We start from the raw sequence: 25,392 nt of genomic DNA, 5'->3' as shown, positions 1-25,392 counted from the left end.
CATCATACGTATGCAATCAGCAATACGGCCACTCGATACGGCCACTCGATAGATTGGAATGAGGATGAGTACCTATATGCTTGGAACGTTGAGCTGCACCTTCGAACAAGTCAAAGATGTCGTTGATGCAATTAATTATCTACGTGATGCAGGTACTCGCATATCTTGCTCAAGGGCAAAAGCTGCAGAAGGAGACGGCTACGTTGTCCCACTCATGTACAAGGGCATGACTGAAGCGGCGGATCAGCTAGCATCGATTCTTGACATCGGGATAATCAGATGGACTTCCTTTTCGCCACGAGCCTCTAATCCAAAATCGATTTCGATGGCTAGGCTAGTTGATGCTAGTGTTGGCTCGAAGGAGCCCATAAGCTCTAGCAGTGTGCTCCCGTCTGACAAGGCGGACGCTTTCGAAGGGCTCGTGGGCCTCACTAAGCAGCGTCGCCTGATTCAGCGCGTTGCGGACACGATTGCCGTTTACGGCGAGAACGTCCTAGAGTGCAAGAATATGTGCTTTGTTGGAGCGCCGGGCACTGGGAAGACCGAGCTGGCAAGTAGGTTTGCTCAGTACTGTGGGCAGCAAGGCATCACACGGACAGGAAGACTTGTTCAAGTGTCTGCGGCTGAGATGATTTCTAACCACGTAGGCGAGACGCCCAAGTTTGTCAGACAAGCGTTCGACAGGGCCGACGGCGGAGTCCTGTTTCTCGACGAGGCCTACTCCATAGCTCTCGGGGACGGAAACGACTTCGGGCAAGAGGCTATCTCCGCCATTACTGAGGCAATGGACAGGCTTCGCGATCGTGTTGTGGTTATTGCGGCCGGTTATGAACCGGAGATGAATGAATTTCTGATGTCAAATCCAGGATTGGAAAGTCGATTCGAGTTCACCGTTCGTTTCGATGGCTACTCGGATGAAGAGCTCGCGATGATTTATTGCCAGTTCGGGAATGCGAAGCATTTTTCTATTGAGCCAGAAGTTATCGAGCGACTTCCGGCACGCATGGGGAGGCTTAGGGGAACTCGCGGATTTGCTGCGGCTCGAACGGTTCGCAAACTGTTCGATTTGTCCGTCATTACCGCCGCACAGAAACACCCAGATAAGAGGGAACTCTACCTAAGTGACGTAGACGAGGGCGTCGAAACACTGATCCAAGACTCCGGAAAAGATCGAACAGTAGGCTTCATTTGACGTTTAGGAGAAAGACGTGGTTTTGGAGACGGAAATGAATAAGGCTAATTCTGAGCCTACCTTTGTTGCACTGTCAGAGAACAATGAAGCGATGCTGTGCAAGATACTGTTTACGCTTAGGGCGAACGAGACAAGCCCGCGCACAATAATTGTATTCACTGACGGGTCGATAGATGGGGAGGGGGCAACGAGTGTGTACGCTTCTGCCTGCAATGTAGACCAGGAAGAGCTGCTTGAATCGGACGATGAAAAGGTTGCGTTGAAGATGAGTCCCCTGACCGAGGGTGAATGGTCGATTGTTGAGCAGGCGCTGGAGAAGTGGCAGCAGGGTGGACTGGACGGCTCGATATAACCCATCGTCTGACATCATATTACCAGCATGCGGCAAACCTGCTTCTCGGCCAAACTTCCGTTTCGCATGTTGGCATTCGAGGGACATTTTGTTGTTTTGCGTTCACTGCGCTTAGCCATACAGCGCCTCGCGAAGCGCGTTCCCATACACTCCAGGTTCTGGGAGTCTTACACGACTAAACGCAGCCTGGACCTGCTCGACGGTAGTGCAGCCCTAACCAGTTACATGAAGAGGGGCGGAAGACCCTTTTGGAGTAGAAGCGATGTCCTCGTATTCGTAGCGAAGGAAATGCAAAGCCCCCCGGCTGCGGGACATAGCCGAAAGCCATGTTGCTCTCGCCACCAAGCCGCTCAGCAATCCTTTGGTAAACGGTTTCAGGCGTAACGAACCAGAGACCGGACCGGAACAGAGGCTCCCGCTGGAGCACCTGCCCCTTGTAAACAAGCCGAACGAGAAGAACGAGAAGAACGAGAAGAACGAGAAGAACGAGAAGAACGAGAAGAACGAGAAGAACGAGAAGAACAGCGCGCCTTCAACCGACGATCCCCAGTGCCACACCCCACCACCACCCGCTGCCCGTCGAGTGCCGTCCGCAGCCCACCTGCCTCCGCTCCGTTGCGCGCACGGCTCGGAAACCGCCCCGCCCTGCGCGGAAGACTCCGCTCACGGCCATGCCCGCCGCTCCGGCTGTGTATCGCTCCGCGGCTCGGGCCAGCCGGCTCCGCCTGCGTGTCGCTCCCGGCTCAGGTCAGCCGGCTGCGCCGTCTGCCCTTCGCGGCGGTCGCACACTCCGGCTGCGCCGTCTGTCCCTCGCGGCGCTGCGCATACACAGCCTCCGCTCTGGGCATGGCCTGCCGGGAGGTTGACGTGCGCAGGTCGGGTCGGTTCCTCGCGGCGGCGCGCACTCCGCTACGGCAGATGGGCTGCTGCTCTCTCGCTCTCGTTCGCGGGTGGTGGTGGGGTGTGGATGTCCTTGCGGCCTTACCGAGGAGCAGCGAGTGCGACTCCGTGGCGACGTCGCCCCCAGACTCCCGCACGGCCGTCACGCGCTCGTGAGCGGCGCTCCGGATCCTCGAGGGAATCAGAGCCCGCGACGGCCCCGAAGCCGCCTGCGGCGACATCGGGGCCTTCCTGACCCGAGACGATCCCGTCCGCCCAGTCCGGGGAGCCGGAACGCGTGCGCCGGGTCGCAGCCGCCGTCCGCGCCGGCGCCGCAGCCCTCACCCCAAGGGTCGGGGCGCGGCCGCTCCCACGCCCGCGTGCGCGTGCGCCGGAGCGTCAGCGCCCCTCGCCTTGGGCGCCCTCTCATCGCGCCGGCGCGGCCGTCGCCTGCTCCTCGCGGCGGCGCCCGCGCCCCGGCACCCCTGCCTGGGCTGCGTCAACGTGCTCCGACCCGCCATCGCCCGCGCCAGATCCGGCAGCAGCCCCTCTGCGCCTCGCCGTGGCCTCGTCCTCGCCGTACCACTTCGCCCGGTACTCCCACGGCTCCATGAGCCCCGCGGCCACCTCGTCCATGTCCTGGCGCTTCTCGGCCGTCGTGTCCGTGATGATGCTGTCGTCGAACGTCACCCGCACGAGCCCCTCGTCGGGCAGCTCCACCCCGAGCCTGCGCTCGGCCGCGAGCAGCGCCCGGCAGATCCCCGCGACGGCGCCCTCGAGCGCGCGCTCGTGCCGTCGGATGTTCCTCATCAGCGCCGAGTTGTCGGCCGACACCTCCGTGGCCGTCTTCACGTAGCCGACGTTCTCCAGGTCGAAGTAGTTGATGCCGAACCCGCACAGGTCGCCGAGCGTCTGCAGCGCGACCCTGAACGCCCGCGCCTGCGCCTCCGTGCGCAGCGTCGGCGCGAACTCGTGGATCGTGTCCTCGGTCGACATGACCTTCCGGAACACCGTGCAGTCCGCCTTGCCGAACGGGATGGAGACGCGCCCGCCCTTGCCGTCGCGCTCCGTATCGAACATCACGTCCGAGAGGAACACGCGCATCTTGCCGTTGTCGATCTCCGACATCATCGCGTCGTAGCAGAGGTCGACCGCCTGGATCGCGTCCACCGCGTCCGCGAACACCGACTGCCCGTACGGCGACATGTCCACGCGCGTGTTGTCGATGGCCGGCTTGACGATCGAGAAGGTCGGCCACGACGAGCCCGTATCGTACACCGGGCAAACGCCCTCCGGCTCGACGCGGTTCCCGTCGCGGTCGAAGCAGGCCGTCACGATCCGGTACGTTCCCTCAGTTCCGCCGTTTTCAAGGGGAGAAGAACCTGGACGAGAAGAACGAGCCGCCGCAGACACGCGTCCCAGTTTTTCGCTTGGCGAGAAGAACGTGCTGTCAGCACCTTTTAGATGCAGCTGCACCTGGTCGATGGCCTTGCCCCGCCAGAACGCCCGCGTGACGAACGCGCACTCCGTCACGCCCTCCTCGTCCCACGTGAGCGGCACCACCATCCGCGCGTCGTAGCGCCGCACGCGAACCTCGCCCGCGCCGGCGTCCACCCAGAGCGCCCAGGCGCCCGTCCCCAGGCCGAACGCCCGCACCACGCACTCCTGCGCCGAGGCGAGAAAGCCCGTGCGCGCCATCCACGCCGCGAGCCAGTCCGTGCATACCTGGTCGTCGCACGCCACCTGCGTCCTGTCGTTGAGGAGCAGCGAGCCCCACTCCCGGCACACCCGCATGGCGGGATGAATGGAACGCCGGTGCACCTCGTACACCCGCCCCACGCCGTCGGTGTCCCGATAGTCGTAGAAGTCCCCGAGCGCCCGCATCCACCTGTCCCAGGCGCGTATGTGCGGCTCCATGTCCTCCAGCGGCAGCGTAAACCCGAGCGACCTCAGCCACTCCCTCACGTGCTTCGGCACCCAGTACTCGTTATCGTGAGCGTCCATGCCCATCCTCCTCTCGCCCGAACGCCCCCATTACAAGCGTCAGTCACAAGGGCAAAACAACGCAGGCGAGAAGCACCCCCCCGAAATTCAGTAGCCAACTGAATTCGCCGGCTTAATATGGCGAGAAGAACGTGCGGCACCCACTTCCGGCTGCCGCACACCCCATGCGTCCAGGCACTATTTCAATTTGTCGAGAAGAACGCCCGTCTAGTTATCGTTGTATCCGTGGGCACGCGTGCCGAGGCAGTCCTTCCACCACTGCTCCCGTTCCAGCACCTTCTGCGGGTCGTAGCTCATGCCGAAGTACTCGAGCAGCGTGAACTCGAAGTTCTCTCGGAAGTACCCCTCGCCCTCGCGCTCGTAGAGCTCTCTCAGCTTCTTGTTGCCGCCGTGCTTGGAGTCCAGGTAGCTGCCCCAGCGCGCCGCCACGCCGCCCTCGCCGGTGGCGGAGCCAACGTAGAGCTTGCCGGTCTTGGTGTCCGTGAGGCAGTACACCCCCGTCACGCTCTCCAGGGCGTCGTAGTACGAGGGCATGATCTCGCGCCTGAATATGCGATCGAGCTTCGCGTAGGGCAGGTGCACGCGGTCGTAACCGCTAAACGTGTCGCCGCTGTAGAGCGCAGGCAGGATCTCCTTCACCGTCGCCTCGCCGAGGAACTTGTCGAGCCTGAACACGTAGAGCGAGAACTTGTTGCCCTTGTGGAGGTTGATGATGAGTCTCCCGAACAGGGGCGCGTAGGTCTCGAGAATCCGTACCGTCGCATATCCGTTCTCGCTCCCGTACTCAGGTGTGTCCACAATCTCGGCGGCAGACACGAAAAGCCACTCGTCCTGGCGGTAGAGGCGCATGAAGCTGAACACCCAGTTGCCCTCCCGGAAGTTCCTTCGGTCCGGCCTGTACCAGGTCCAGTACGAGCACCTCTTGGCCAGGCCGGCCGCTCTTTCGTCCTCCGGACGGTCGAGCCATCGGTCGATGAACGGCTCCTTGGTCTTTCCGTCGTTCATGTTCAGCTCGATCTTGCTGTTCTCAATCCGCTCTTCCGTGAGGTTGAGGATGCTGTTCAGAGGGATGTTCATGGCACACCTGCCCGCATAGCTGCAATTTACTAGTTCATTTTAGGCGAGAAGAACGCGCGGCGACCATTTCCGGCTATCGCACGTCCATACATACATGCACCATCATTTAGCTGCCGAGAAGAACGCCCGCGCCGCTACCCCCTCAGCACGTCGTCCATCATCGCGTAGCGCACCGCGTCGATCGAGTGGTCGTTGCCATCGGGAATGTCGTCCAGCCACGTCCCGTCGCGGTCGCGGTCGTACTCCTTGAGTCTGAACTCCTCGTAAGCCAGGGGCGCCCGCTCCGGGTCGATCACGATCTCGCGGAGCCCCGCCAGCCACTCGTAGGAGAGCCTGCGCATGTTGCTCTTCCTCGCAGGGCGCACCCGCAGCCCCGCCTCGCGCCGCCACACGGCCATGCTCTGCTTGCCGTCCGGCGTGTCGTCGCACCAGATTAGCTCGTCGTGGAGGTAGGCGTCCTCGCCCGGAGCGTCCGCGTAGGTGAGCGCGCCCGCCACCAGCGCCGCCGTCTCGGTAGGCGTCTTGCGGTTCGCCGACAGCTCGCCGAAGATCGTGAGCCTGCGCTCTCCGGGCTCCCACCCGCAGCGCACGAACCGCCAGGGATCCGGAAACCAGCCCCAGTCCACGCCGCACCGCGTGCGCGAGAAGCCCCGGCACGCCGCGTCGGACAGGCGCACCGAGACCACGTTGTTGAAGACAGAGCCCCCGGTCCCCGTGACCTCGCCTAGGTACTCCGAGCGCCACGCCTGCTCGTCGACCTCGCGCAGGTACTCCGCCTCCTCCACGAAGGGCCCGCCCAGCCACTCCGGGTGGCTCTCGACGACGTCGAGGTACGAGCTCTGCCGCACGAGCGTGTCCGCCCGCCGCTCCCGCTCCAGCTTCTCGCGGTTCACCCAGCTCCAGAGCGTCCTCGGCGGGTTGTAGCTGTAGAAGATCCAGAAGTCCTCGCCGCCGCGCCTGAGCGAGTTCAGGATGGAGCGCACCGCGTCGATTCCGTCGAACTGGTCCAGCTCCTCGAACCACGTCACCGCGCAGTACCCGCGCGTGAACTTCACGCCCTTGAGCTTCAAGGGGTCGTCGGCCCCGCGGAACACGACGCGCTGCCCCGTGGGCAGGTACGTGATCTCCATCGGCGAGATGCGGGCCCGGAACCACCGCTCGAGCCCCAGCTCCGCGATGGCCCACGTCACCTGCTGGAACACCGAGTCGCGCAGCGTGTTCGAGAAGCGCCGCACCACCACGGCGTTCGCCTCCGGTCGCGCCAGGAGGAGAAGGACGATGCACACGCTGATGAACGAGCTCTTCGTGGAGCCGCGTCCGCCGTGCAGCCAGTAGTGCGTGTGCCCGTGGGCCATCACGTCGCCGAGCACGTCGTGGAAGGCCGGGATCACGAGCGAGGAGGCGTCAATCATCGGCGCGCCCCTCGCCGAGCCCGTCCAGCGGCAGCGTCTGCTGCACCGGCTGGGCCACCACGCCGAGCACGATCCTCGGCGCCGCGTCCTCGCGGCCCTCGTCGCCCTTGCGCTCCGCCTTGCCGAACTCGTCGGGGTACTTGCGCTCCAGCAGCCACGCCGCCGCCGTCCAGTACTGGTTGCGCGCCAGTGCCGCCGAGCGGATCGTGGTGAGTAGCGTCCGCTTGAACGCCGACTCCTCCTTTTTTAGCCCCTCGCTTAACGCGCGCTGCAGCTTGTTCTTGGGATCTCCGATCCAGCGGTAGAACGTCGACTCGTGGATGCCCAGCGCGCAGATGATGTCGCCGTTGGAGAGGCCGTCCGCCTTGAGCGCAATAGCCTCGTCCACCATCTCCTGCGTCAGCTTCGGACGCCTCGCCATGCGAATCACCCCCGTGGAAGTCGATAGAGCCTCTCACGGTGGATTCTCCAGGCGCGTCACAAAGGCGACGAAAAAGGGCACCCCGAAGGGACCGTAAAGGCTCAATCGAGATGCCCCGCTTGAGGCGCTTGCGCGGGGGTCTCACCCGCGCCAGCCCCTCTTGATCCGCCTTCCGCCCCTGTTGCGTTCTCACGCGCCTCAGGCACCCCGAGGGGGAGCTTCAGACGTGGCGCCTGCATGTCTCGCAGGTGAGTCAAACAGCGCGCCGCGATCAAGGCCATTTTACCCGTCCAGCCTTACTTCTTCCGCTCCCTTCGTCCCTTGAGCCCGTACTTCCTGCACAGCCGCGAGTTGCGCTGTCGCATCATGTCCCGCTCGCGCCGAACCTCCTCGAGCTCGGCGGACTCCTCGGCGTGCGCCCGCTCGCGCTCCAGCTGCTCGTTGAAGGCGCGCTCCTGCTCCAGGTGGTAGCGCTCGGTGCAGAGCGGGCACATCCCGGTCTGCCGGTTGATCTTTACGCCCACGGCCCCGCACTGAGGGCACACCGTCTGCACGGCGAGCGAGCAGTGGATCCGCGACGCGCGCATCTCCACCGCCCGCACGGAGTGGGCAACGCCGCACCTGCGCTCGATCTCGGCGGCCGCGTAGGCCGCGCCCCGGAAGCTCACCTCGCGCAGGACGTCGTCCTGCTCCTCCGTCCACCAGCTCACGGCATCCACCTCCCGCCGCGTCTCAAGCCGCGCCGCGCCCCCGTCTCGCGCCCGCCTGAGACGCAGAACACCCCCGCCACCAGCGAGAACGCCGCCCGTCTCAACGTCTCGACCGAAACAGCACCCAAGGCCCCCGCGCGCGCATGCGCGCGCGTGCGCCCGCCCGCGCGCGAGAGCCCCCCATGTCTCGTCCCCGTCAAGACGTTGAGACATGAGGAGGGGACGCGCGCCCTCACCAGCCGCCAGGGGCGTCTCGACCCGTGTCTCAGCATGGCCCGCCCCCTTGAGACGGCGCCACCGAGGGCGGCGCGCCCGCCGAGCGCTCGAGCATGGCCTCCAGCGCCGCGTTGTCCACGCACACGCAGTACACCCGCGAGTCGCCGAAGCGCTTCTGCCGCGTGAACCCGCGCCCGGAGCCCGGCAGCAGCACGCCCTCGTCGGCCATGCGCCTGAGCGTCTTCTGCCGGTCGAAGTTGGCGCCCGCGAGCGCCTGGTCGAGCACGGACGAGAAGACCCACCAGCAGAAGCCGGGGCGGTCCCGGTACTGTTCCACCGAGCCCCAGCGCTCGAGCCGGTCCATCTCCGCCGAGCTCTCGAAGTGCAGGCGGTTGCGCACCAGCCACTCGGCCACGAACTGGATCGCCTTCACGTCGGTGTCGCCGCCGTCGGCGCCCGTGGCGTTCACGAGCGCCCAGCGTGCCATCAGCATCGCGCCCTCCAGGCACGCCGCCCAGTCGCTGCCCGGCGCGAACACGTAGAACTGCGCGAGGGCGTCCGCGAGCGCGAGCAGCGCCACGTTGTCGGCCTGCGGGTGCCCGCCGGCGGCGGCGCACACGGCGTCGCGCACGGAGGAGAACTGCCCCGCGTAGAAGGCCGCGTCGTTTCGCCTCAGCGCCGCCACGTATGCCCGCCCCGCGGTTCCGTGCTGCGCGGAGACGAGGTGGTGCATGGCCTGGGCGGCGCGCACGTCCCCGAAGGGCTCGGCGCAGAGCTCGAGGGTGCGGTTCGCCGCGCCCTGCTGCGTGGAGGAGCCCACGATGGGGATCTCGCCCGTGGCTATCGTCAGGCAGCGCCACGAGCCCGCCCTCATCATCGTCCGGTCGCTGTTCAGCGCGCCGCGCTCGTGCCCGAGCGAGAGCGAGTAGAGCAGGTCCTCCACGACCTGGCGCTTGCCCGCCTGGCCGCCCACGGCGCCCTTGCTCTGCAGCTCGTCGATGATCACGGGTATGTCGTGGAGCAGCGCCGCCGCGCGCACGATGCTCTTGGGCGTGTCCGCGAAGGTGCGGAAGTAGCTGTCCGCGCCCTCGGTGGGGTCGCCCCACACCGAGCCCGCCGCCTTGAGCGTCGGCGTCTTGCCGGAGCGCGAGCGCCCCCAGAGGTAGACGATGAAGGTCTGCACGCCCAGGAGCGACACCAGGGGCGAGGCGAAGCTCGCCGCCAGCACGCAGCGGAACGCCATGGAGGCCGCCCGCGCCGGCGCCACGCCCTCCACCCACGCCGCGAGCGTGCCCGCCGGCTCCATGAAGGGTCGTGCCTTCACCGCCTCGTCCGGGCTGGGGTCGAAGCGCACGCCGCCCTCGCCCAGGTCGTAGGGCATGAAGGCGGATAGAGGGCCGTCCGCCCACCCCAGGTGCACGACGCTCCTCGCGCGCGGCCGCGCCCAGCCGAAGCGGCGCTCCACGTCGGTCAGGTAGCGCACGACGTCCTTCGCGTTCGCGGACGAGACGTTGGCCCCGAGCGGCGCGAGCGCGCCGATCACCTTGCTCTGGTTGAGCAGCACCTCGCGGTCGAGCGCCCGCTCGCACACGCCGCCGGGGACCGTCACGCGCACGAGGGCGCGCACGTCTCCGGTGTCCACGTCCACGAGGTCGGCCGCGACCCAGGGCGCCGTCGACGTCACCGAGCGCGCGAGCTCCCCGTCGCGCCCGCGCACCCACAGCCGCCCGCGCGCGTCGACGAACCACCCCTCCACCGAGGGCGCGCTCTCGAAGTCCGGCGCCTCCTCGTCGGGGGAGGCTCCTCCGTCCGTGCCCGGCACAGCGGTCGAACACATGTTCTTGTCATTGGCGCGAGAAGGACGCGCTTGGCGAGAAGGACGGTCGGCCCGCCGCTCCCTCGGCCGGTAGAACTCCGTGCAGCCCTCCACGGCCCGCTCTATCGTCTGCGCGCCGTACGTGGTGCCGCCCCGGCGGCTGTCCCACTTGTCGCGCATGAGGCCGCTCCTGCGGAAGATCCGGTCCATGCGCGCGGCGTCGCCCGCGCACCAGAAGGCGAGGTGCGAGCACAGCGCCATGTCGGCCGCCGATCGGTCGCCGCCCTGCGCCGAGCAGTCGCCGGCCATGAGGGCGCGGATCGCGTCACCGCTGCGGGAGGCGTACATGCGCCCCAGCAGCGCCTCGTCGTCCATGTCCGCGCCGGCCGTGGGCGCCTCCGAGAGCGTCGGCTGCGCGGCGGCCCGCTCCGGCTCGATCCAGGTGCGGTACGCCCTCTCGACGACCTCGGGGTTGGAGCCCAGCGCACCGCGACCCTCGAAGACGTCCCCCGTCACCGTGAAGTAGCGGTCGTGGTCGTACATCTCCACCACGCGCCCGCCGGGCTGCCCCTTCCTCGAGCGCTGAGCCCAGTCGGGCTTCGCGCCCCGGAAGATCAGGTGCAGGCCGTCGCCGGAGGGCGAGACCTCCGTGTAGGTGCCTGCCTCCTCGACCACCCAGCGGTACGCGGCATCCAAAACCCCGTCCTCGATCACGTGGTCGAGGTCGAGCCCCGTGAAGGCGCGGTCGGGCCCGAAGACGAACCCCACGCCGTCGCAGCGCCAGCGGCTGACGGCCGCCACGGCCTCCTCGAATGTCGCCCAGGTCGCCGGGTCGGTGCTCTTGGCCATGCGCCCGTTCGCCGCGCACACCGGCAGCTTCGTCGTCTTGCCGCCGCGCTCCTCGCGCCGCCAGCACACCCAGCGCGCCTCGGCCTTGAGCTCCGCAGGGACGCGTGCCAGCGCGTCGGCGACGGAGCCCGCCCCGCGTGGGCTACTCGCGGCCCTCTCCGTCATGCGAGGCCCCTTTCTTCGCGTTCTTGAAGATCACGTCGCGGCAGATCCGCCAGCGACCGTTCACCTTGTCGGCGGGGATCCGCCCCTCGCGTATTCCGCGCGTGATGGATCCCTCGTGCTCGCCCGTCACGTCGGCGAGCTGCTTGGGGGTCATGAAGTACGGCAGCTCCTCGAAACTCATCTCTCGCTCCCTCTCATCCGATTTGCCTCTGGACCGCACGCTCGGCTCCGCCCCGTCTGTCACGAAGTGGCACGTTTCGTCGCCGTGCAGCGGTAGAATATCACAGGAATTGTCAACAAGTGAGATTCTTTGCAAGTTTTGAGGTAGAATGACCCTATACGATTGAACGGATTGTCAGCGAGTGATAGAATCTGTTGCGAAGCGTAACAACGAGACGGAGGGACCGAGGGCACCCCTCCACAGGACGAACACATCCGAGAGAGGCGGAGGGCATGGCGAGCAACCTTCTGAAGCTCCGCAAGGCGGCGGGCTACAAGAACTCCAACGAGTTCGCGGTGGAGTACGAGATACCGACCTCCACCTACGCGCGCTACGAGTCCAACCCCGACAAGATCCCCATGGGCGCGGCCCGGCAGCTCGCGGACATCTTCGGCACCACCATCGACGCCATCGTCGACCGCGAGGCGCCCGACCCCGCGTGCATGCGCGGCGAGGTGCAGCTCGAATACGACGGGCTCACGCCCGAGGCGCGGCAGCTCGCCGACGAGCTCCGCGAGTTCGTGCTCATGAAGGACGCCAAGATCCGAGAGCGCAGGCGCCGCGAGGAGGAGCGCCCCTACGAGGCGCTCTGCTACCAGTACGAGCAGCAGATGCTCTCCCAGATGCGCGACGGCGCCGCCTTCGGCGAGCTCGTCGCGTTCGACAGCGCCGAGGCGGCGCGCGCCGCCTTCGAGTCCTTCCTCCGGGAGCAGGCGGCGAAGAAGCGCGGCAAGCACCCGCTCAAGGCGCAGGAGCTCATCGACAACAGGACCATCGAGAAGATCATGGCGGCCTACGACCGCACCCACGGCGAGTTCGAGCTCGACGGCATGCATGTGCTGTGGGGCTCCGTCGACCACGGCGTCATGGTCGAGTACGACTCCGCGGAGAGCGCGAGGGGAGGTGACGCGAGGGAGTAGAGGCCCAGAAACAGGTGGGCCCGCGGGAGCTGGCACTCCCACGGGCCCGGCGTCCGGTCCAGAGGCAAATCCAGAAGGGACGGTGACAAGTATATGTCACTGACTGCAACCTCCCAAACCCCCTACAAGCCCATCAGCGGCAAAAGAACACTCCAGCGCCTGCGCCGCGAGGCGGGCTACCGCTCCGCGAAGGAGTTCGCCGAGGCGCTCGGCATCCCCGGCTCCACCTACGCGCGCTACGAGCGCGCCGGCGACGGCGCCGACTGCGGCATCCCGCTGCCCGCCGCGTGGCAAATCGCGGACAAGCTGGGCTGCTCCATCGACCTCGTCATCGGCCGCGAGGACATCGACGCGCCCGAGCCCGAGGGCATCCAGCCCCGCTACGAAGCCCTCAGCCCCGAGGGCCGCGCCCTCGTGGACAGCTACCTCTCCTACGTGGAGCTCGGCGAGCGCGCCGCCCGCTCCCAGGGAAGGCGGTGAGCGCCATGGCCAAGGAAGAGAAGAACCTCAGCGTCGTCTCCTTCTCCCTCACGGACGGCTCCGGGAACGAGGTCCCCGTCGTCGCCCTCGTCGCCGCCCCGGGCGAGGCCCTGCACCTCGACGAGCCCTGGCAGCGCGAGCTCGCCCGCGACCTCGAGTGGCACTACCGCCCGCCCTACGTCGTCGTCGGGGACGGTGAGTAGCCATGGCAAAGGTCACCGGCGAGGGCTCCATCATCCAGATGGAGAAGGACAAGCCAAAGTCCAAGTGCCGCAAGTGGCAGCTCCGCGTGCCCATCGGGCTCAACCCGCGCACGGGGAAGTACCAGCAGAAGACGCGTGTGGTCGAGGGGACCTTCACCAAGGCAAAGGCCGACCTGCGCGAGTTCATCAAGGAGATCGAGCACGACGAGGTGCAGGGCCGTACGTCCTACACCTTCGAAGAGTACTGCATGCGCTACCTCGAGATCCGCGCCGCCAAGAAGGAGGTCGCCCCCACCACGCAGGTGCGGCAGGAGTGGCAGTTCAGGGCCGCCATCCGCCACATCGGGAAGGTCAACCTAGCCGCCGTCACGCCCGCAATGCTCGACGACATGTACATCGCGATGCTCAAGGGCGACACGCTTTCCGGAAGACCTTCGAGCGGATCCTACGTCAACCAGATCCACGACAACATAACGCTCGTGTTCGAGCACGCCATCAAGGAGGGGATCCTCGTGAAGAACCCGTGCGACGCAGCCAACCCTCCCAAGATGGACACGCGCGAGAAGCGCGCCATGAAGCCCGAGCAGATCCAGGAGCTCATCGAGGGGCTCGACCCCGAGGTGCCGCGCGAGTGCGCCTATCTCGTCGCCATCACGATGGGGCTCAGGCGCGGTGAGGTCTGCGGCCTGTCATGGAAGGACATCGACTTCGAGAACGGGATCGTCGACGTGAGCCACAGCTTCGACGGGCTCGGCAACCTCAAGGAGACCAAGACCAAGGCCGGCATGCGCCTGCTACCCCTGCCCGAGGTGACGCGCGAGGCGCTGCTCAGACAGAAGGCCGCCCAGGCAGAGCAGTTCGCGAAGACGAACCAGTGGCGCAAGCCGGAGGAGGGCTACCTGGAGCAGACCGAGGAGACCCCCGTCATCGCCACGCACTACGGCGAACGCGTGACGCCTGGCTCCCTCAGCCGCTGGTGGTCGATCGACCGCGAGCGCTTTGGGCTCGACGGCTGGAGCTTCCACGAGCTGAGGCACTCCTACCTCACCCTGCTCGCGCTCAACGGCGTGCACCCGAAGGTCATGCAGGAGCTCGCGGGCCATTACAGCTCCCAGATCACGATGGACATCTATACGCACGTTAACCTCGACGCAAAGAAGGAGGCGGTGGCCGCGGTGTCGAAGGTGTTCTGAGTCGGGGAGGGACGCGTCTCTCCATCCTGAGAACCAGCGTCCCGATTCTTCCAAGATTCTTCCATGCAAGCCCGCAAGAAATCTGACAACCGAATCAACAAAGCCCTGACCTGCCCAAACGGAGCTGCGAAATTCAAGCTCAACCAACTGCTAGTATCGAGTGGGAATAGCGCATGTAAAATAACCCCCATGTAAAATAACCCCAGCGACTTTTTTACACGGGGCGTCCTGCGATTTCGCGGTCGCCCCTGAGTCTTTGGCGGGATGGGTTGGTTGGGGACGGGTTCAATCCAACCCATTTGGGCGAGACGTTGAGTCGCTGGAGACGAATGTTAAAAAACCCCTGGGGTATTTTTACATCAGCACGGGGAAGCGCTGGACGTATCGAAGGTCGCAGGTCAAGGGCGTCGCTCAACATGGAAGACAGCATCATCGTCACGGTGCCAAAGGGTTTCGCCCGGCTCATGCTCGGTGGCGCAGCGCTGCTCTGCCTCGTTCCCGCGGGGTTTGCGCTTGCCGGCGAACTGCCGCCTGCCGGAGCGGTTATATTCGCGCTCCTTATCGCACCTTTTATCATCGCCGGAGTGTTGTGGCCGCGGTTCCGGGTCGTCGTGCGCCAGGGTGTGGTGACCGTCCGTCCGTGCTTCGGCCGCGCGTGGCAGTTCGAAGTTGCCGACATCACGAGGGTCGTGCGTCGCGTGAACCCGAACAGCAGCACGGGCGCGCTCGCCAAGATGACCGTGTGGGCGGGGCGTCGCCGCGTGTCCGTCGAGGCGCTCATGCGGGGAAGCGAAGCGTTCTGGACGTACATCGAACGCAACGTCGATCCGGGTAGAATCATCACCAAAGGGCATGCGAGGGCGAGCGATCAAGACGCGCTTTGAGCTTGCCCGTACAGCGCTTGTGTCTTGGGATGGAAGGGAGCCTGCTATGCCCACGTCGGAATGGCTGCACCGCTACGAATCCGTTAAAGAACGGCTTGCCTGCACAATCGACCTCGAAGCCTATTTCACGGAAACGGCTATCGGGGGCATGACGGTCGACGTGCTAAACATCGGTTCCGTTTCCATTCCCACGGGAGAGCTCATCGCTTGCGACCCGCTTGTCGAGCTAGAAGATGCCCGCCCGTATCTCCAGACCGTTCCCGCCGGAACCTATACGGTAACGATCTGCGTCGTGTCGAGCGAGCTCTATGGCGACCGCTATGCTTGCGTCAAGATGGCGATTAGCGACGAGCGGCCGGTTCGCTACGATCTGGGTACGGTGGGCGACGAGGATCTTGAAGACCTTGAGGACGATACGTTCTTCGGCTTCTTCGTGGATGCAGGCATGGGGTGCATTGCGGACGTCCGCACCCAGGAGGCGTTCCGGGCGTATTGGGCGAAGCGTTTGGAGGAAGACGAGAGCATCGATCCCTACAACGACCTGTTCTTCGACTTGCTCGACGAGAGCGCGCGCGAGCACCCCCGCTACCAGCGCGAGGGTGGCGACTGGGTCAACTGGACCGTGCCGGGGACGGAGTGCAACCTCGCCGCGTTTACCGCCGGTTGGGGCGACGGGGTCTACCCGGTCTACTTCGGCTACGACGCCCAAGGTAAGGTGTGCGGCGTGTACGTCCACCTCATCGATATCGCGACGTGCTACGAAAAGTGACACGACGGGTCGCTGGCACCGTCCGATCGGCTCGATGGGCCGGCCGAGGCTGGATTTAACGTTGTGCTGGGTGGGCGCTTTTACCCTTGCCGACAGCAGCTGCCCACCTTCGTCCGGCGTGGTGTTCATGTACTGAAAGCCGTTTTCGAGCGTGTTCGTGCGCAAGATGCGCACGTCGAGGGGCGGTACGTCGTAGGAGGCCGTCGCGTCGTTAGGGGGGTTTGAGTCACACGGACCCGACTCCAATGGCTCGCCCCTCCATCCTGCGGGTTTGTCCTTGTCCGGGTGGGCGGGTATCCCTATACGGCTTCGAATAAAACGCCTGTGGCGAGGTAGCCAAGCGACTGCGCGTCGCGGTTCTCGATGTAAAAAAGTCGCTGGGGTTATTATAGGACGCGCAGCAGAACGAGGACGGAACCCCAGGCAGGGTTTACAGCTCTGACGATTTCGCCGCTATGTTCTCGGGGTTCTGGGGTGATGGGATTATCCCGAACGTCTCAACCGCCCTTCTGGTTGAGCCTATCGAGAACTCATTCGCGGTGGTCGTGAATCCGGGTGACGCTTTTATCAAGGGGCGCTTCTACCAGAGCACAGAGAATAAGCAGTTCACCCTTTCCAACGGTAACGCAGAGGAGCGGGTGGACTACATAGCCCTCCGCTTCGACTCCGAGAAGCGCGGCGTCTATTTGAGTACCTAGAGGGCGCTGAGGGGCGGGGAAGTCCCTTATACGCCCGCTCAGGCTCACTCTTCGACCTGCTCTTGGCAAAGATCACCGTTCCCGCCAACGCCCAGTACCTCACCGACGAAATGGTGAGGACTTGCGGGGAACTACCGATTGCCCTTGGATAAACCTACGCTTCGACTTGGACGCCATAGTTTCCAGCTTCGAATCTTGGTATACGGATATGCGGGAACTCTTGGACGAAGATGTAGCCGTCCAGCTGCAGAACGAGATTGGCGAGCTTGAGACAAAGCACGACAGGGACGTTGCCGCCCTCAACCAGTCGATAGCCAACCTAGTCGTTCAGAACCAGCAGCTCCAAGAGCAGCTAGGGAGTAGATTATTAACGCGCCAATTTTCGTAAAAAAGCGAAGATTGGTGCGTTAACAGCCAAATAACGTCCCTTGGCTCTATCGGATGCCTTGTTGCGAGAATTCATTATGAGTATGTCAACGGATGCTACATCTGCAGGCAGCTTGCAATGGCTCAAATGTGATTGGTGAAATGAGGGTGGACGTCTTTTCGCATCTGTGGATGCCAAATAGCAGACGAAAGTACGGGGCGTCCGCGATCGCCAAAAGTGCACTACATAGGTGAGAGCATGCCTGTGGGAGCCCACGTTTCCTTACGCCAATCAGTGCGAAACTGTTCGCACCGACGAATAGAACTCGATGCCGGTCTTGTGCCATAGTGTTCGTCGAAACGAATGGAATCGTGCTGGAGCGCGCAACTGCGCAGGGTCGAGGGCTGGCATGGAGTACATAAGCGTGAAGGAGGCCGCGCGCCGCTGGAACGTGACGGAGCGTCTGGTACAGAGGCTGTGCGCGGAGGGTCGCATCGAGGGCGCCGGGAAGTTCGGCGGTTCATGGGGGATTCCCGTGAACGCGCGCAAACCCGACGATCCGCGCCGCGCCGGTGTCGGGCCCGCCGCCCCTCAGCGACCGCGACGCGCGCGGGGTGCGCACGCGAACCTCATGCCGCTCATGAACACGGCGTTCGAGTTGGGTCATTGCAGGGAGTTCGTGGAATCCTTCGAGGAAGGGTCGCGTCGCGACATCGCTCGTGCGGAGTACGCTTACTTTAGCGGCATGCCCGATAAGGCCGTTGCCGTGGCGGAGCGTTATCTGGAGAGCGAGGACTTCGACTCTCGACTTTCGGCTTGCCTTATCTGCGCCTACGCGAACCTGCCGCTCGGCCGTATCGAGCGGGCGCGAGATGCGCTCGAGAAGGCGCGCGGCGCGATCGTGGCGGCATTCGCCGAGAATCCGCAGCTGCGCGCCGCGGAGGCGTTCATCGCCCAGGCTGCGAGCGTGCTTCTGCATCTGCCCGCACCCGAGGGGCTGCCTCATGCGCAGGACGTGCTGCCGCTCCTGCCGCCCGGGCTGCGGGCGTTCGCGTGCTATGTGCAGGCGCATGCCGTGTACCTCGCGGGCGACTACGCGCAGAGCCTCGGCATCGCCCAGACCGTGCTCATGACGCAGGAGGACGTCTATCCCATTCCCTCCATCTACCTGCACCTCATCGCCGTCATGGATCTCATGAGCCTGCGCGAGGTCGAACGTGCCCGTGAGCACCTGCTCGCAGCGTGGGAGCTCGCGCGGCCGGATGACCTCATCGAGCCTTTCGGCGAACATCACGGGCTTCTCGGCGGCATGCTCGAGGCCGCAATCAAGCCCGGGTGGCCGGAGGATTTCAGGCGCATCATCGAGATCACGTATTGCTTTTCCGCCGGCTGGCGCCGCATTCATAACCCTGCGACCGGCGACGACGTGGCAGACGGCCTCACCACCACGGAGTTCGCCGCGTCCATGCTCGCCGCGCGCGGCTGGACGAACCAAGAGATCGCACAGCATATGGGCGTCTCGGTGAACACCGTGAAGAGCTACATCTCGCGCTCGCTCACCAAGCTCGGCATCTCACGACGGCAAGATCTGGGCAAATTCATGCTGTCCTGACGAGGGAGCTCGCCCGTTTTTCCCTTCGGGAGGGTGATGCGCTCGGTACCGTTCTCGCTGAAAATCAGACATGTTTCTGTGTATTCCGTCGTTCGGAATGGATTGGCGAAAAGGACGGTAGGTTATGGGAAAGAGGGTCGTGGCGGTGCTGACCTGCTTGCTGGCGGCGATACTGTTGCTTCCGGCGACGGCGTTCGCGCAAGACTTCACGCCGAATGCGTGGCTTGACGATGACGGCGTGCTGCACTGGGATGCAGAGGGGGAGTATTACAGCGGGATCGACCTTTATCCTCTGATGTTCGGGCCGAATAGCGACGATTCGTGCATGCCCCCCGTGAACGGGGAGTACTCCTACGATATCGAGAACCTCTTCCAGGCTGCGGAGCAGTTCTACGCCATCGCGGGAAGTGTCGAAGGTCTTAACGGATACCATCCCGTTACGTTCGTGTACTACGAGAAGCAGCAAGACGACACCATGAAGGAGGTCGGCCGCGCGGAGGGCACCTATAGCTACCTCTACACGACCGGGCAGCTCGTGCAGCTCGCTACGCCCTCCAACCTCACCTGGACGGGCGGCGGGTTCACCGCTTCGTGGGACGCCGTCGCGAACGCTGCGGAGTACCGGGTCACCTTCTACGAGACGACCGCAGACGGCAGCACGAGCCAGGTGGGTTCTACTACCATCGCGGATACCAGCTGCGAGCTCACGTCCGTCGTTACCGCGCCGAAAAACGGCGCTACCTACGCCTTCGACGTTCGCGCCTGGGGTCCCGAGGAAAACTACGAGTATCGTGCGAGCGAAACCAGCGCGAAGAGCGCGGCGAGCGCGGCTTGGAAGACTCCGGTGGTCGAGTACGGTCTGTCCGTCGGCGGTGTTGACGTGACGAGCGAGAACGCGGCGGATGTGCTCGGCGACAACACGGTGTCTTACGACCCGAAGACGCAGACACTCACACTTAACGGCGCGAAGATCACGGGTACCGATCAAGCTGGACTTGCCATCGAGACCGATCAGACTGTCGATGTCGGTCCGATCACCATAGAGCTTGTGGGGGAAAATTCGTGTGGCTCCATCTGGGCTCGTTGGGGGTCTCCGCTTACCATAACCGGTGAGGGCTCTCTGACCGTCAAGGAAACCGCTTTGGGTTGTGCTGCGGTGCAGTCCCAGGAAGATATCACCATCGATGGGGCGGAGCTCGTCGTGACTTCCGGCGAGGGCGGTATCCATAGCAACGGCGGGAGCGTTGCCATCGGGAACGGTGCGCAGGTGAACGTGAAGGTCGAGGGCGTCGATGCCTACTATGCCGTATGGGCACAGAAGAATGTCGAGGTGATGGACGAGAACACGAAGCTCGAGGCCACGACAAACGATACGGATGCGCCGGTAGGCGATGAAGGGCATTACGCCATCCATGCCGACACGGGTACGGTGACGATCGGTTCGGGCGCTTACGTGGAAGCCGGGGCCACCGTGTATTCCCAGCAGCAGCTCACGGTGACGGGGAACGGTACCGTACTCGATGTCGTGGGGACGGCAGCAGGCCGAACCGCCGTGAGCGGTCAAGCGACGGTTTCCATCGAGGACGGCGCGAAGGTGGAGGCGACGGGGCGGTTCTATGGCAAGAACGGCATCTCCGTCACGGACAGTTCGCTCACGGTCAATTCGATCGGCGACTACTTTGCCATCGACGCGCAGGGGCCGATCACCGCGACCAACTCGACCCTCAATGCCACGTGTGACGGAACGATCGCTGTCTACATTTGGGACAACGATAGCCCGATGACGTTTACGAACAGCACCGTCACCACGACCTCTGCTAACAGCTATGCGCTCTATGCGCTTGCCGGCGGTATCGAGGTGAGCGGCGGCTCGCTTACCCTCAACGCGCCGGAGAGCTATGCGACCTACACCACCGGTGACCTTACGGTTAAAGATGGTGCCCAGCTCACGTTGACGAATGTGGCGCACGGTCTCGCCGCTGCCGGCACCGTCGAGCTCGATAACGCGACGGGGACGGTTACAGCGGGCAACGCCGCGTTGTACTCCGACGGCAAGGACGTGGTTATCGAGAACTGCTCGGATCTCGTGCTTTCGGGCAAGATGACCGTTAATGCTCAAAGGGGCGGTATCTCGATTAGCGAGTCCGATCTCAACGTTTCCGGTACCGATGCGATCTACGCGAAGCAGGACCTCTCCATCACGGATTCGCAGATCGAGGTCATCGCAACCGGGCGTCCTATCGCTGGCGGCTCCGTGACCATCTCCGGTGAAACGACCGATATCGATGCCACGGGTGGCTGGTATATCGGTGCCAGCGACGAGCTCGTCATCTCCGGCGGCAAGGTTACGGTCGATGTGACCACCGACCCGGATGAGAGCGTCATGGGTGCACTCTACGGCAACAACGCCGTCCGCATCAGCGGCGGCACCGTGGACGCGACCGTTTCCCAGTCTGACGACGCCGACATCACCTATGCCCTCATGACCAACGGCGTGGCCGAGTTCACGGGCGGCACCACCACGCTTAAGGGCGGTGACGGCGCCATCTACGTGTCCAAGAACGGCGGCAGCGTCAGCTTCGGCAGCAATCCCGCGTGGTATCAGTGGGCGACATCGCCGACAGGTGAGGTTGTACGCGCTGAGGACGATTCGTATTCCTACGCTGAGGATAAGAGCACCTACCTGCGGATCGAGCCCGCCACACCCCTCTACGAGCTTCGCGTCCAGGGCGGCACGGGTGGCGGTATGTATGCCGAGGGTGCCGAGGTGACCATCTCCACCGAGGAGTATGACGACTACGGACACTTCACCGGTTGGTACGTGGTGGACACGGGCGGCGGCAAGTTCGAGGATCGGCACGACGCCACGACAACCTTCACGATGCCGGCAAATGACACGAACGTCGTCGCGGGTTACGAGGATCATGAACTGGTGCGCCACGACGCCAAGGCGCCCACCTGCACCGAGCCCGGCTGGGAGGCGTACGTTACCTGTGAGGGCTGCGACTACACGACGTACGTGGAGATTCCCGCCGCCGGTCACACTTACGAGGACGGCACGTGCGTCGACTGCGGAGCGGAGGACCCGGACTATCAGGAGCCCGAGCAGCCTGGAGGGACCGAGGAGCCCGAGGAGCCCGATCAGCCCGGTGATCCTGGCGAACCCGAGCGGCCCGGCGAGCCTGAGGAGCCCGGTGATCCTGGCGAGTCCGAGGAACCCGAGCAGCCCGCCGAGCCTGAGACTCCCGAGCAGCCCGGAGCTGCCGACGGGGGCGGCTCCCTCATCCCCGCGACGGGGGACGCGTCCGCGCTCCTCGCGGCAGTGCCCGCCCTCGGCGGTGCCGCCGTGCTCGCCGCGGGCGTGCTCATGAGGCGCAGGCGCTAGGGCGGTACAACCGATTGACGACGGGGCGGGCGCTCGGAGACGGGCGCCCGCCCTTTGCCGTGAAAGCCCTACCGATCGAGCAGCCAGTCGAGGGCGTATACCTGGCGTATGCCCTCGTGCGAGACGGGCCGCACGTCGTCCAGGGTGATGAGGTACTTTGGATGGTTGTCTCGCAGCGCGGCGAGGGGCGCTATCTCGCGCTCGAGCGTGCGAGAGTCAGCGACGGATTCTGCCACCTGGTAGTAGGCCTTACCCGAGGGGCCGTTCGTTACAAAGTCGATTTCGCTCCCCGGTAGTTTTCCGACGTATACCTCACCTTCGCGTCTGCGAAGTTCGAGATATACGACATTCTCGAGTATCCGTCCTGTATCCCGTACCGTGTCCGAGCAGGATAAACGACGCATGCCCAGGTCGGTAGCATAGTATTTCCTCTCTTGCTTGAGGATTCGTTTTCCGCGCAGATCGAAACGTGCGACTTCGTAAAATAAGTAGCTTGCGCACAGGCCTTGCACGTAGTCGGAGACGGTAGCAGACGATATCTTGTTTCCAGCGGAGGTCATGGCGTCGGCTATGCCTTTGGGCGTGGAGAGGTTGCCGATGTTATCGAACAGGAAATCGGTGACGGCGTTTAGGTTGGCGGCATTGGCAACGTTGAGCCGTTCGGCGACGTCCTTTAGCAGTACGGTATTGAGGATTCCCGATAGGTAGTCATGCACGAGGGCATCGTTTCCGGCGATTGCGGTTACAGCGGGGAGCGAGCCGTCGTGAAGGTAATCGGACCAGCTCCGCATAAGGCTGCGCCCATCATCGCCGAAGGCGAATCGATACTCGGCAAATGAAAGGGGAAGCATCTCGATTTCTATATAACGGCCGGAGAGGAGTGTGGCAAGTGTCCCTCGAAGGAGCTTGGAATTCGAGCCTGTGATGTAGAGGTCAATTCCCGGTCGTGCATAGAGACTGTCGACGGCTTTCTCGAATGAGGGGACGTTTTGGACCTCATCGATGATGACATAGGTTGTTTGACCAGGTACTATATGTTGGAGTACCTCGGCGTGCAGTGCGTGGTACTCAAGCAGGTGCTCGTTTTCCAAGAGCTCGAGGTTGAGGTGCACGATGCGTTGCGGAGCCACGCCTGACGAGATGAGCTCCTCTTTCCAGAGCTCCATAAGGGTCGACTTGCCGCACCTGCGGATGCCTGAGATTACTTTGATGACGTCTCTATCGCGCCATCGGCGGAGCTTTGCGAGGTAAGTTGGGCGATCGATGTACGGCATGGAAGCTCCAATTTGAAATGCATTTTAATTATAGTCGATAGTATCACTGAAATTGAAATACATTTCAATATTTAGCACCATATAACGTTGAGACTCGTGCTGCTTCGGCAAGATGTCGAGAGGTCGGCTCGAAATCGGTATGCTCGCGCCTTGAGCTTCGTATCGTGCGCAGCGATGCGTTCGCCCTACTGCTTCTACCGCTCAAGCTGGGGCGATGCGTGGAATGCGGGTTCCGGGGAACAATACAAGCGGGTAAGGTGCGCCGTCCGGTGCTGAGGCTGGAAGGAGTTCACCATGAAGATGGATGTGAAGCTCCGCAGGTTCTTGGTATTCGCGTTGGTTGCGTTCGCTGTCGGCGTATGTGCACCCGCGACGGCGGTCGCGGTGGGGGACGAGCCCGGAAATCCTCCGGTTACCGATACGGTGGAACCGGCGGGCGGCTACTGGACGATTGACGATGCCGGTGCGTTGATTCCTGCCGGCGAAGAAGAGTGCGACGTGCATTACAACGGCGAGGGGCTTCTCGTTATCCGGGATGCCGTGCCCGACGATGCGCTGCAGGCCATCGTGGATGAGCTGGGAATCGCGCCTTCGGATGAAGATGGCTCCGGCCTTATCGTTTTCAATGGCGATGCGGGTGCCGTCCACGGTGACGCGACCTTGACGGGCGATCTGGTCGTTGGCGAGGGGCAGACCCTCACCGTGCCGGAAGATACGATCCTCACGATTCCCGAGGGTGTGACGTTGACGAACGAAGGGACCTTGGAGGTTCTCGGTTCAGTGACCGCTGCGGGTACCATTGCCGGCGCGGGCACTGTCGTCGGTGCCGAGCGCATCGATACGCCCGATCCTGTGAGCGTTGTCCCGACGGCGATCGAGGAGCAGCCGGATGACGTTACCGTCGCGGCTGGCGGGGATGCCACCGCCTCGATCGTGGCCAGTGGTACCGGCTTGAGCTATCAGTGGCAGTACAGTGCCGATGGCGGTACGACGTGGGTAAATCTGGACGGTGCCACCGCCGAGAGCTGCACGTATTCCGGCGTGACCGTCGACATGGACGGATACGTGTTCCGTTGCGTGGTGACGGGCGAGGGCGGTTCCGTGACGAGCGAGGTCGCCACCTTGACCGTGACACACGACCACCAGCTGATCGAAGTCGAGGCCAAGGCGCCCACGTGCACCGATGACGGCAACATCGCGTACTGGTACTGCGACGGCTGTGGGTGCTATTACCGCGACGCCGCCGGCACGGACGAGATCGCGGAGGAACAGACCGTCGATCCCGCGACCGATCACGTTCCCGCGGCCACATGGTCGAGCGACGAGCACGGCCATTGGCATGCGTGTGAAAACGGGTGCGGTGCCAAGCTGAACTATGCCGAGCATACAACTGTGGTCGAAGGCAAGAAGGACGCCACGTGCACCAAGGATGGCTACACGGGCGATACGACGTGCTCCATCTGCGGATACGAGATCGCCACGGGCAAGGTCGTCCGCGCGCTGGAGCACAGCTTCACGACTTACGTGTCCAACGACGATGCGACGTGTACGAAGGACGGCACGGAGACGGCGACCTGCGACAACGGTTGCGGTGCGACCGATACGCGTACCGATAAGGGCTCCAAACTCGACCACAAGGTGACGACCGTGGGCGCGGTGGATCCGACGTGCACCGAGAAGGGCTATACGGGCGACAAGGTCTGCGAGCTTTGCGACAAGGTGCTCGAGAAGGGCAAGGCGGTCGACGCTTCCGGTCACGAGTGGGGCGAGCCGACGTGGTGCTGGTCCGAGGACGGCGAGAAGTTCGTGGCGACCTTCACATGCGAGCGCGATGCCGACCATACCAAGGTGCTGACGGCGACGCCGAAGGTGACCGTGAAGACGAAGCCGACCTGCACCAAGACGGGCGAGCGCCTCTATAAGGGAACGGTGAAGCTCGACGGCGTCGAGTATTCCGCGAAGGCGACGGGAACGATCGCCGCGACCGGCCACGATTTCGAGGACGGCGTCTGCACCGTCTGCGGAAAGAAGGATCCCGACTACGTCAAGTGGGCGAAGGACAAGGAGATCCTTCCCGCCACCGGCGACATGGTCATGGTGGGCGTGATCGGTGTCGCCCTCGTCGGTGTGCTGGCCCTGGGCGCCGGCGTGCTCCTAAAGCGTCGCAAGTAACAGGTGAAAAACGCTAGACGTAGCATCGCATCCCATGGGCGGGCGTCCTGCACGGGGACGCCCGCTTTTGCATGTAAAATAACCCCAGGGGTTTTATTACAACACGACGTAATACCTAATCT

Annotated in this window: 20 protein-coding genes; 12 read left to right on the top strand and 8 right to left on the bottom strand. The window is 63.9% G+C overall.

From position 1 onward, the window contains the following. The first annotated feature begins 64 nt into the window (after nucleotides 1-64). Entirely contained in the window at nucleotides 65-1,192 is a 1,128-nt protein-coding gene (locus I6E04_RS08465) for an ATP-binding protein (RefSeq protein ID WP_235422758.1), read from the top strand. 16 nt (nucleotides 1,193-1,208) lie between these two features. After that, on the top strand, nucleotides 1,209-1,544 hold the full coding sequence (locus tag I6E04_RS08460; protein WP_235422757.1) for a hypothetical protein: 336 nt from the start codon (nucleotides 1,209-1,211) through the stop codon (nucleotides 1,542-1,544). 1,305 nt (nucleotides 1,545-2,849) lie between these two features. On the opposite strand, the gene I6E04_RS08455 is transcribed toward I6E04_RS08460, so the two are convergent. The 7 genes from I6E04_RS08455 to I6E04_RS08425 all read right to left on the bottom strand — a co-directional run bounded on the left by I6E04_RS08455 (nucleotide 2,850) and on the right by I6E04_RS08425 (nucleotide 11,274). Next, the gene (locus I6E04_RS08455; RefSeq protein WP_235422756.1) at nucleotides 2,850-4,427 is read right to left on the bottom strand and encodes a hypothetical protein; all 1,578 of its coding nucleotides are present in this window, start codon (nucleotides 4,425-4,427) and stop codon (nucleotides 2,850-2,852) included. 207 nt (nucleotides 4,428-4,634) lie between these two features. Continuing rightward, nucleotides 4,635-5,504: a GIY-YIG nuclease family protein gene (locus I6E04_RS08450; RefSeq protein ID WP_235422755.1), complete on the bottom strand. Its 870-nt coding sequence runs from the start codon at nucleotides 5,502-5,504 to the stop codon at nucleotides 4,635-4,637. 134 nt (nucleotides 5,505-5,638) lie between these two features. Beyond that, complete coding sequence (locus I6E04_RS08445) at nucleotides 5,639-6,916, bottom strand: PBSX family phage terminase large subunit (RefSeq protein WP_235422754.1); 1,278 nt, start codon at nucleotides 6,914-6,916, stop codon at nucleotides 5,639-5,641. Beyond that, nucleotides 6,909-7,337 (bottom strand): hypothetical protein, encoded by a 429-nt coding sequence (locus I6E04_RS08440; RefSeq protein WP_235422753.1) that lies wholly within the window; start codon nucleotides 7,335-7,337, stop codon nucleotides 6,909-6,911. Before I6E04_RS08440 ends, I6E04_RS08445 begins: the two co-directional genes overlap by 8 nt. A gap of 296 nt (nucleotides 7,338-7,633) precedes the next feature. Next, nucleotides 7,634-8,047, bottom strand: coding sequence for a hypothetical protein (locus tag I6E04_RS08435; protein ID WP_235422752.1), 414 nt, complete (start codon nucleotides 8,045-8,047; stop codon nucleotides 7,634-7,636). Nucleotides 8,048-8,312: 265 nt separating this feature from the next. Continuing rightward, nucleotides 8,313-11,093 carry a phage NrS-1 polymerase family protein gene (locus I6E04_RS08430; protein WP_235422751.1) on the bottom strand — a complete coding sequence of 927 codons (2,781 nt, stop codon included), beginning with the start codon at nucleotides 11,091-11,093 and terminating at the stop codon, nucleotides 8,313-8,315. Then, a complete protein-coding gene (locus tag I6E04_RS08425; RefSeq protein ID WP_235422750.1) occupies nucleotides 11,071-11,274 on the bottom strand; it encodes a helix-turn-helix domain-containing protein in 204 nt (67 codons plus the stop codon). Before I6E04_RS08425 ends, I6E04_RS08430 begins: the two co-directional genes overlap by 23 nt. 272 nt (nucleotides 11,275-11,546) lie before the next feature. Between I6E04_RS08425 and I6E04_RS08420 the strand changes: the two genes are divergently transcribed. From I6E04_RS08420 to I6E04_RS08380, 9 genes are all read left to right on the top strand, one after another. Further along, on the top strand, nucleotides 11,547-12,233 hold the full coding sequence (locus I6E04_RS08420) for a helix-turn-helix domain-containing protein (RefSeq protein ID WP_235422749.1): 687 nt from the start codon (nucleotides 11,547-11,549) through the stop codon (nucleotides 12,231-12,233). A 93-nt stretch (nucleotides 12,234-12,326) separates the two neighbouring features. Continuing rightward, nucleotides 12,327-12,713 carry a helix-turn-helix domain-containing protein gene (locus tag I6E04_RS08415; RefSeq protein ID WP_235422748.1) on the top strand — a complete coding sequence of 129 codons (387 nt, stop codon included), beginning with the start codon at nucleotides 12,327-12,329 and terminating at the stop codon, nucleotides 12,711-12,713. A gap of 5 nt (nucleotides 12,714-12,718) precedes the next feature. Next, nucleotides 12,719-12,916, top strand: coding sequence for a hypothetical protein (locus tag I6E04_RS08410; RefSeq protein ID WP_235422747.1), 198 nt, complete (start codon nucleotides 12,719-12,721; stop codon nucleotides 12,914-12,916). 2 nt (nucleotides 12,917-12,918) lie between these two features. Further along, nucleotides 12,919-14,109, top strand: coding sequence for a tyrosine-type recombinase/integrase (locus tag I6E04_RS08405; RefSeq protein ID WP_235422746.1), 1,191 nt, complete (start codon nucleotides 12,919-12,921; stop codon nucleotides 14,107-14,109). Between the two features lie 416 nt (nucleotides 14,110-14,525). Further along, the gene (locus I6E04_RS08400; protein WP_235422745.1) at nucleotides 14,526-14,993 is read left to right on the top strand and encodes a hypothetical protein; all 468 of its coding nucleotides are present in this window, start codon (nucleotides 14,526-14,528) and stop codon (nucleotides 14,991-14,993) included. A 46-nt stretch (nucleotides 14,994-15,039) separates the two neighbouring features. Then, nucleotides 15,040-15,762 (top strand): DUF4241 domain-containing protein, encoded by a 723-nt coding sequence (locus tag I6E04_RS08395; protein ID WP_235422744.1) that lies wholly within the window; start codon nucleotides 15,040-15,042, stop codon nucleotides 15,760-15,762. Between the two features lie 455 nt (nucleotides 15,763-16,217). Then, a complete protein-coding gene (locus I6E04_RS08390) occupies nucleotides 16,218-16,460 on the top strand; it encodes a hypothetical protein (protein WP_235422743.1) in 243 nt (80 codons plus the stop codon). A gap of 776 nt (nucleotides 16,461-17,236) precedes the next feature. Continuing rightward, nucleotides 17,237-18,439, top strand: coding sequence for a sigma factor-like helix-turn-helix DNA-binding protein (locus I6E04_RS08385; protein ID WP_235422742.1), 1,203 nt, complete (start codon nucleotides 17,237-17,239; stop codon nucleotides 18,437-18,439). Between the two features lie 124 nt (nucleotides 18,440-18,563). After that, nucleotides 18,564-21,824, top strand: coding sequence for an InlB B-repeat-containing protein (locus I6E04_RS08380; protein WP_235422741.1), 3,261 nt, complete (start codon nucleotides 18,564-18,566; stop codon nucleotides 21,822-21,824). Nucleotides 21,825-21,892: 68 nt separating this feature from the next. Here the strand turns inward: I6E04_RS08380 and I6E04_RS08375 are convergent, their stop codons facing one another. Beyond that, on the bottom strand, nucleotides 21,893-23,098 hold the full coding sequence (locus I6E04_RS08375; RefSeq protein WP_235422740.1) for an ATP-binding protein: 1,206 nt from the start codon (nucleotides 23,096-23,098) through the stop codon (nucleotides 21,893-21,895). 294 nt (nucleotides 23,099-23,392) lie between these two features. Here I6E04_RS08375 and I6E04_RS08370 point away from each other — a divergent pair, with 294 nt between their 5' ends. Further along, nucleotides 23,393-25,270 carry an LPXTG cell wall anchor domain-containing protein gene (locus I6E04_RS08370; protein ID WP_235422739.1) on the top strand — a complete coding sequence of 626 codons (1,878 nt, stop codon included), beginning with the start codon at nucleotides 23,393-23,395 and terminating at the stop codon, nucleotides 25,268-25,270. Nucleotides 25,271-25,392 lie beyond the last annotated feature (122 nt).

The organism is Collinsella tanakaei (assembly GCF_021531055.1).
Taxonomy (GTDB): domain Bacteria; phylum Actinomycetota; class Coriobacteriia; order Coriobacteriales; family Coriobacteriaceae; genus Collinsella; species Collinsella tanakaei_B.
The sequence above is the reverse complement of the archived record's forward strand: the minus strand, read 5'-3'. Positions and strand labels throughout refer to the sequence as shown.

Coding starts and splice junctions, on each gene's coding strand:
- I6E04_RS08380 (WP_235422741.1), top strand. CDS start 18,564: ATGGGAAAGAGGGTCGTGGCGGTGCTGACCTGCTTGCTGGCGGCGATA.
- I6E04_RS08425 (WP_235422750.1), bottom strand. CDS start 11,274: ATGAGTTTCGAGGAGCTGCCGTACTTCATGACCCCCAAGCAGCTCGCC.
- I6E04_RS08410 (WP_235422747.1), top strand. CDS start 12,719: ATGGCCAAGGAAGAGAAGAACCTCAGCGTCGTCTCCTTCTCCCTCACG.
- I6E04_RS08415 (WP_235422748.1), top strand. CDS start 12,327: ATGTCACTGACTGCAACCTCCCAAACCCCCTACAAGCCCATCAGCGGC.
- I6E04_RS08405 (WP_235422746.1), top strand. CDS start 12,919: ATGGCAAAGGTCACCGGCGAGGGCTCCATCATCCAGATGGAGAAGGAC.
- I6E04_RS08430 (WP_235422751.1), bottom strand. CDS start 11,093: ATGACGGAGAGGGCCGCGAGTAGCCCACGCGGGGCGGGCTCCGTCGCC.
- I6E04_RS08385 (WP_235422742.1), top strand. CDS start 17,237: ATGGAGTACATAAGCGTGAAGGAGGCCGCGCGCCGCTGGAACGTGACG.
- I6E04_RS08375 (WP_235422740.1), bottom strand. CDS start 23,098: ATGCCGTACATCGATCGCCCAACTTACCTCGCAAAGCTCCGCCGATGG.
- I6E04_RS08400 (WP_235422745.1), top strand. CDS start 14,526: ATGGAAGACAGCATCATCGTCACGGTGCCAAAGGGTTTCGCCCGGCTC.
- I6E04_RS08420 (WP_235422749.1), top strand. CDS start 11,547: ATGGCGAGCAACCTTCTGAAGCTCCGCAAGGCGGCGGGCTACAAGAAC.
- I6E04_RS08465 (WP_235422758.1), top strand. CDS start 65: ATGAGTACCTATATGCTTGGAACGTTGAGCTGCACCTTCGAACAAGTC.
- I6E04_RS08390 (WP_235422743.1), top strand. CDS start 16,218: ATGTTCTCGGGGTTCTGGGGTGATGGGATTATCCCGAACGTCTCAACC.
- I6E04_RS08370 (WP_235422739.1), top strand. CDS start 23,393: ATGAAGATGGATGTGAAGCTCCGCAGGTTCTTGGTATTCGCGTTGGTT.
- I6E04_RS08455 (WP_235422756.1), bottom strand. CDS start 4,427: ATGGACGCTCACGATAACGAGTACTGGGTGCCGAAGCACGTGAGGGAG.
- I6E04_RS08445 (WP_235422754.1), bottom strand. CDS start 6,916: ATGATTGACGCCTCCTCGCTCGTGATCCCGGCCTTCCACGACGTGCTC.
- I6E04_RS08440 (WP_235422753.1), bottom strand. CDS start 7,337: ATGGCGAGGCGTCCGAAGCTGACGCAGGAGATGGTGGACGAGGCTATT.
- I6E04_RS08395 (WP_235422744.1), top strand. CDS start 15,040: ATGCCCACGTCGGAATGGCTGCACCGCTACGAATCCGTTAAAGAACGG.
- I6E04_RS08450 (WP_235422755.1), bottom strand. CDS start 5,504: ATGAACATCCCTCTGAACAGCATCCTCAACCTCACGGAAGAGCGGATT.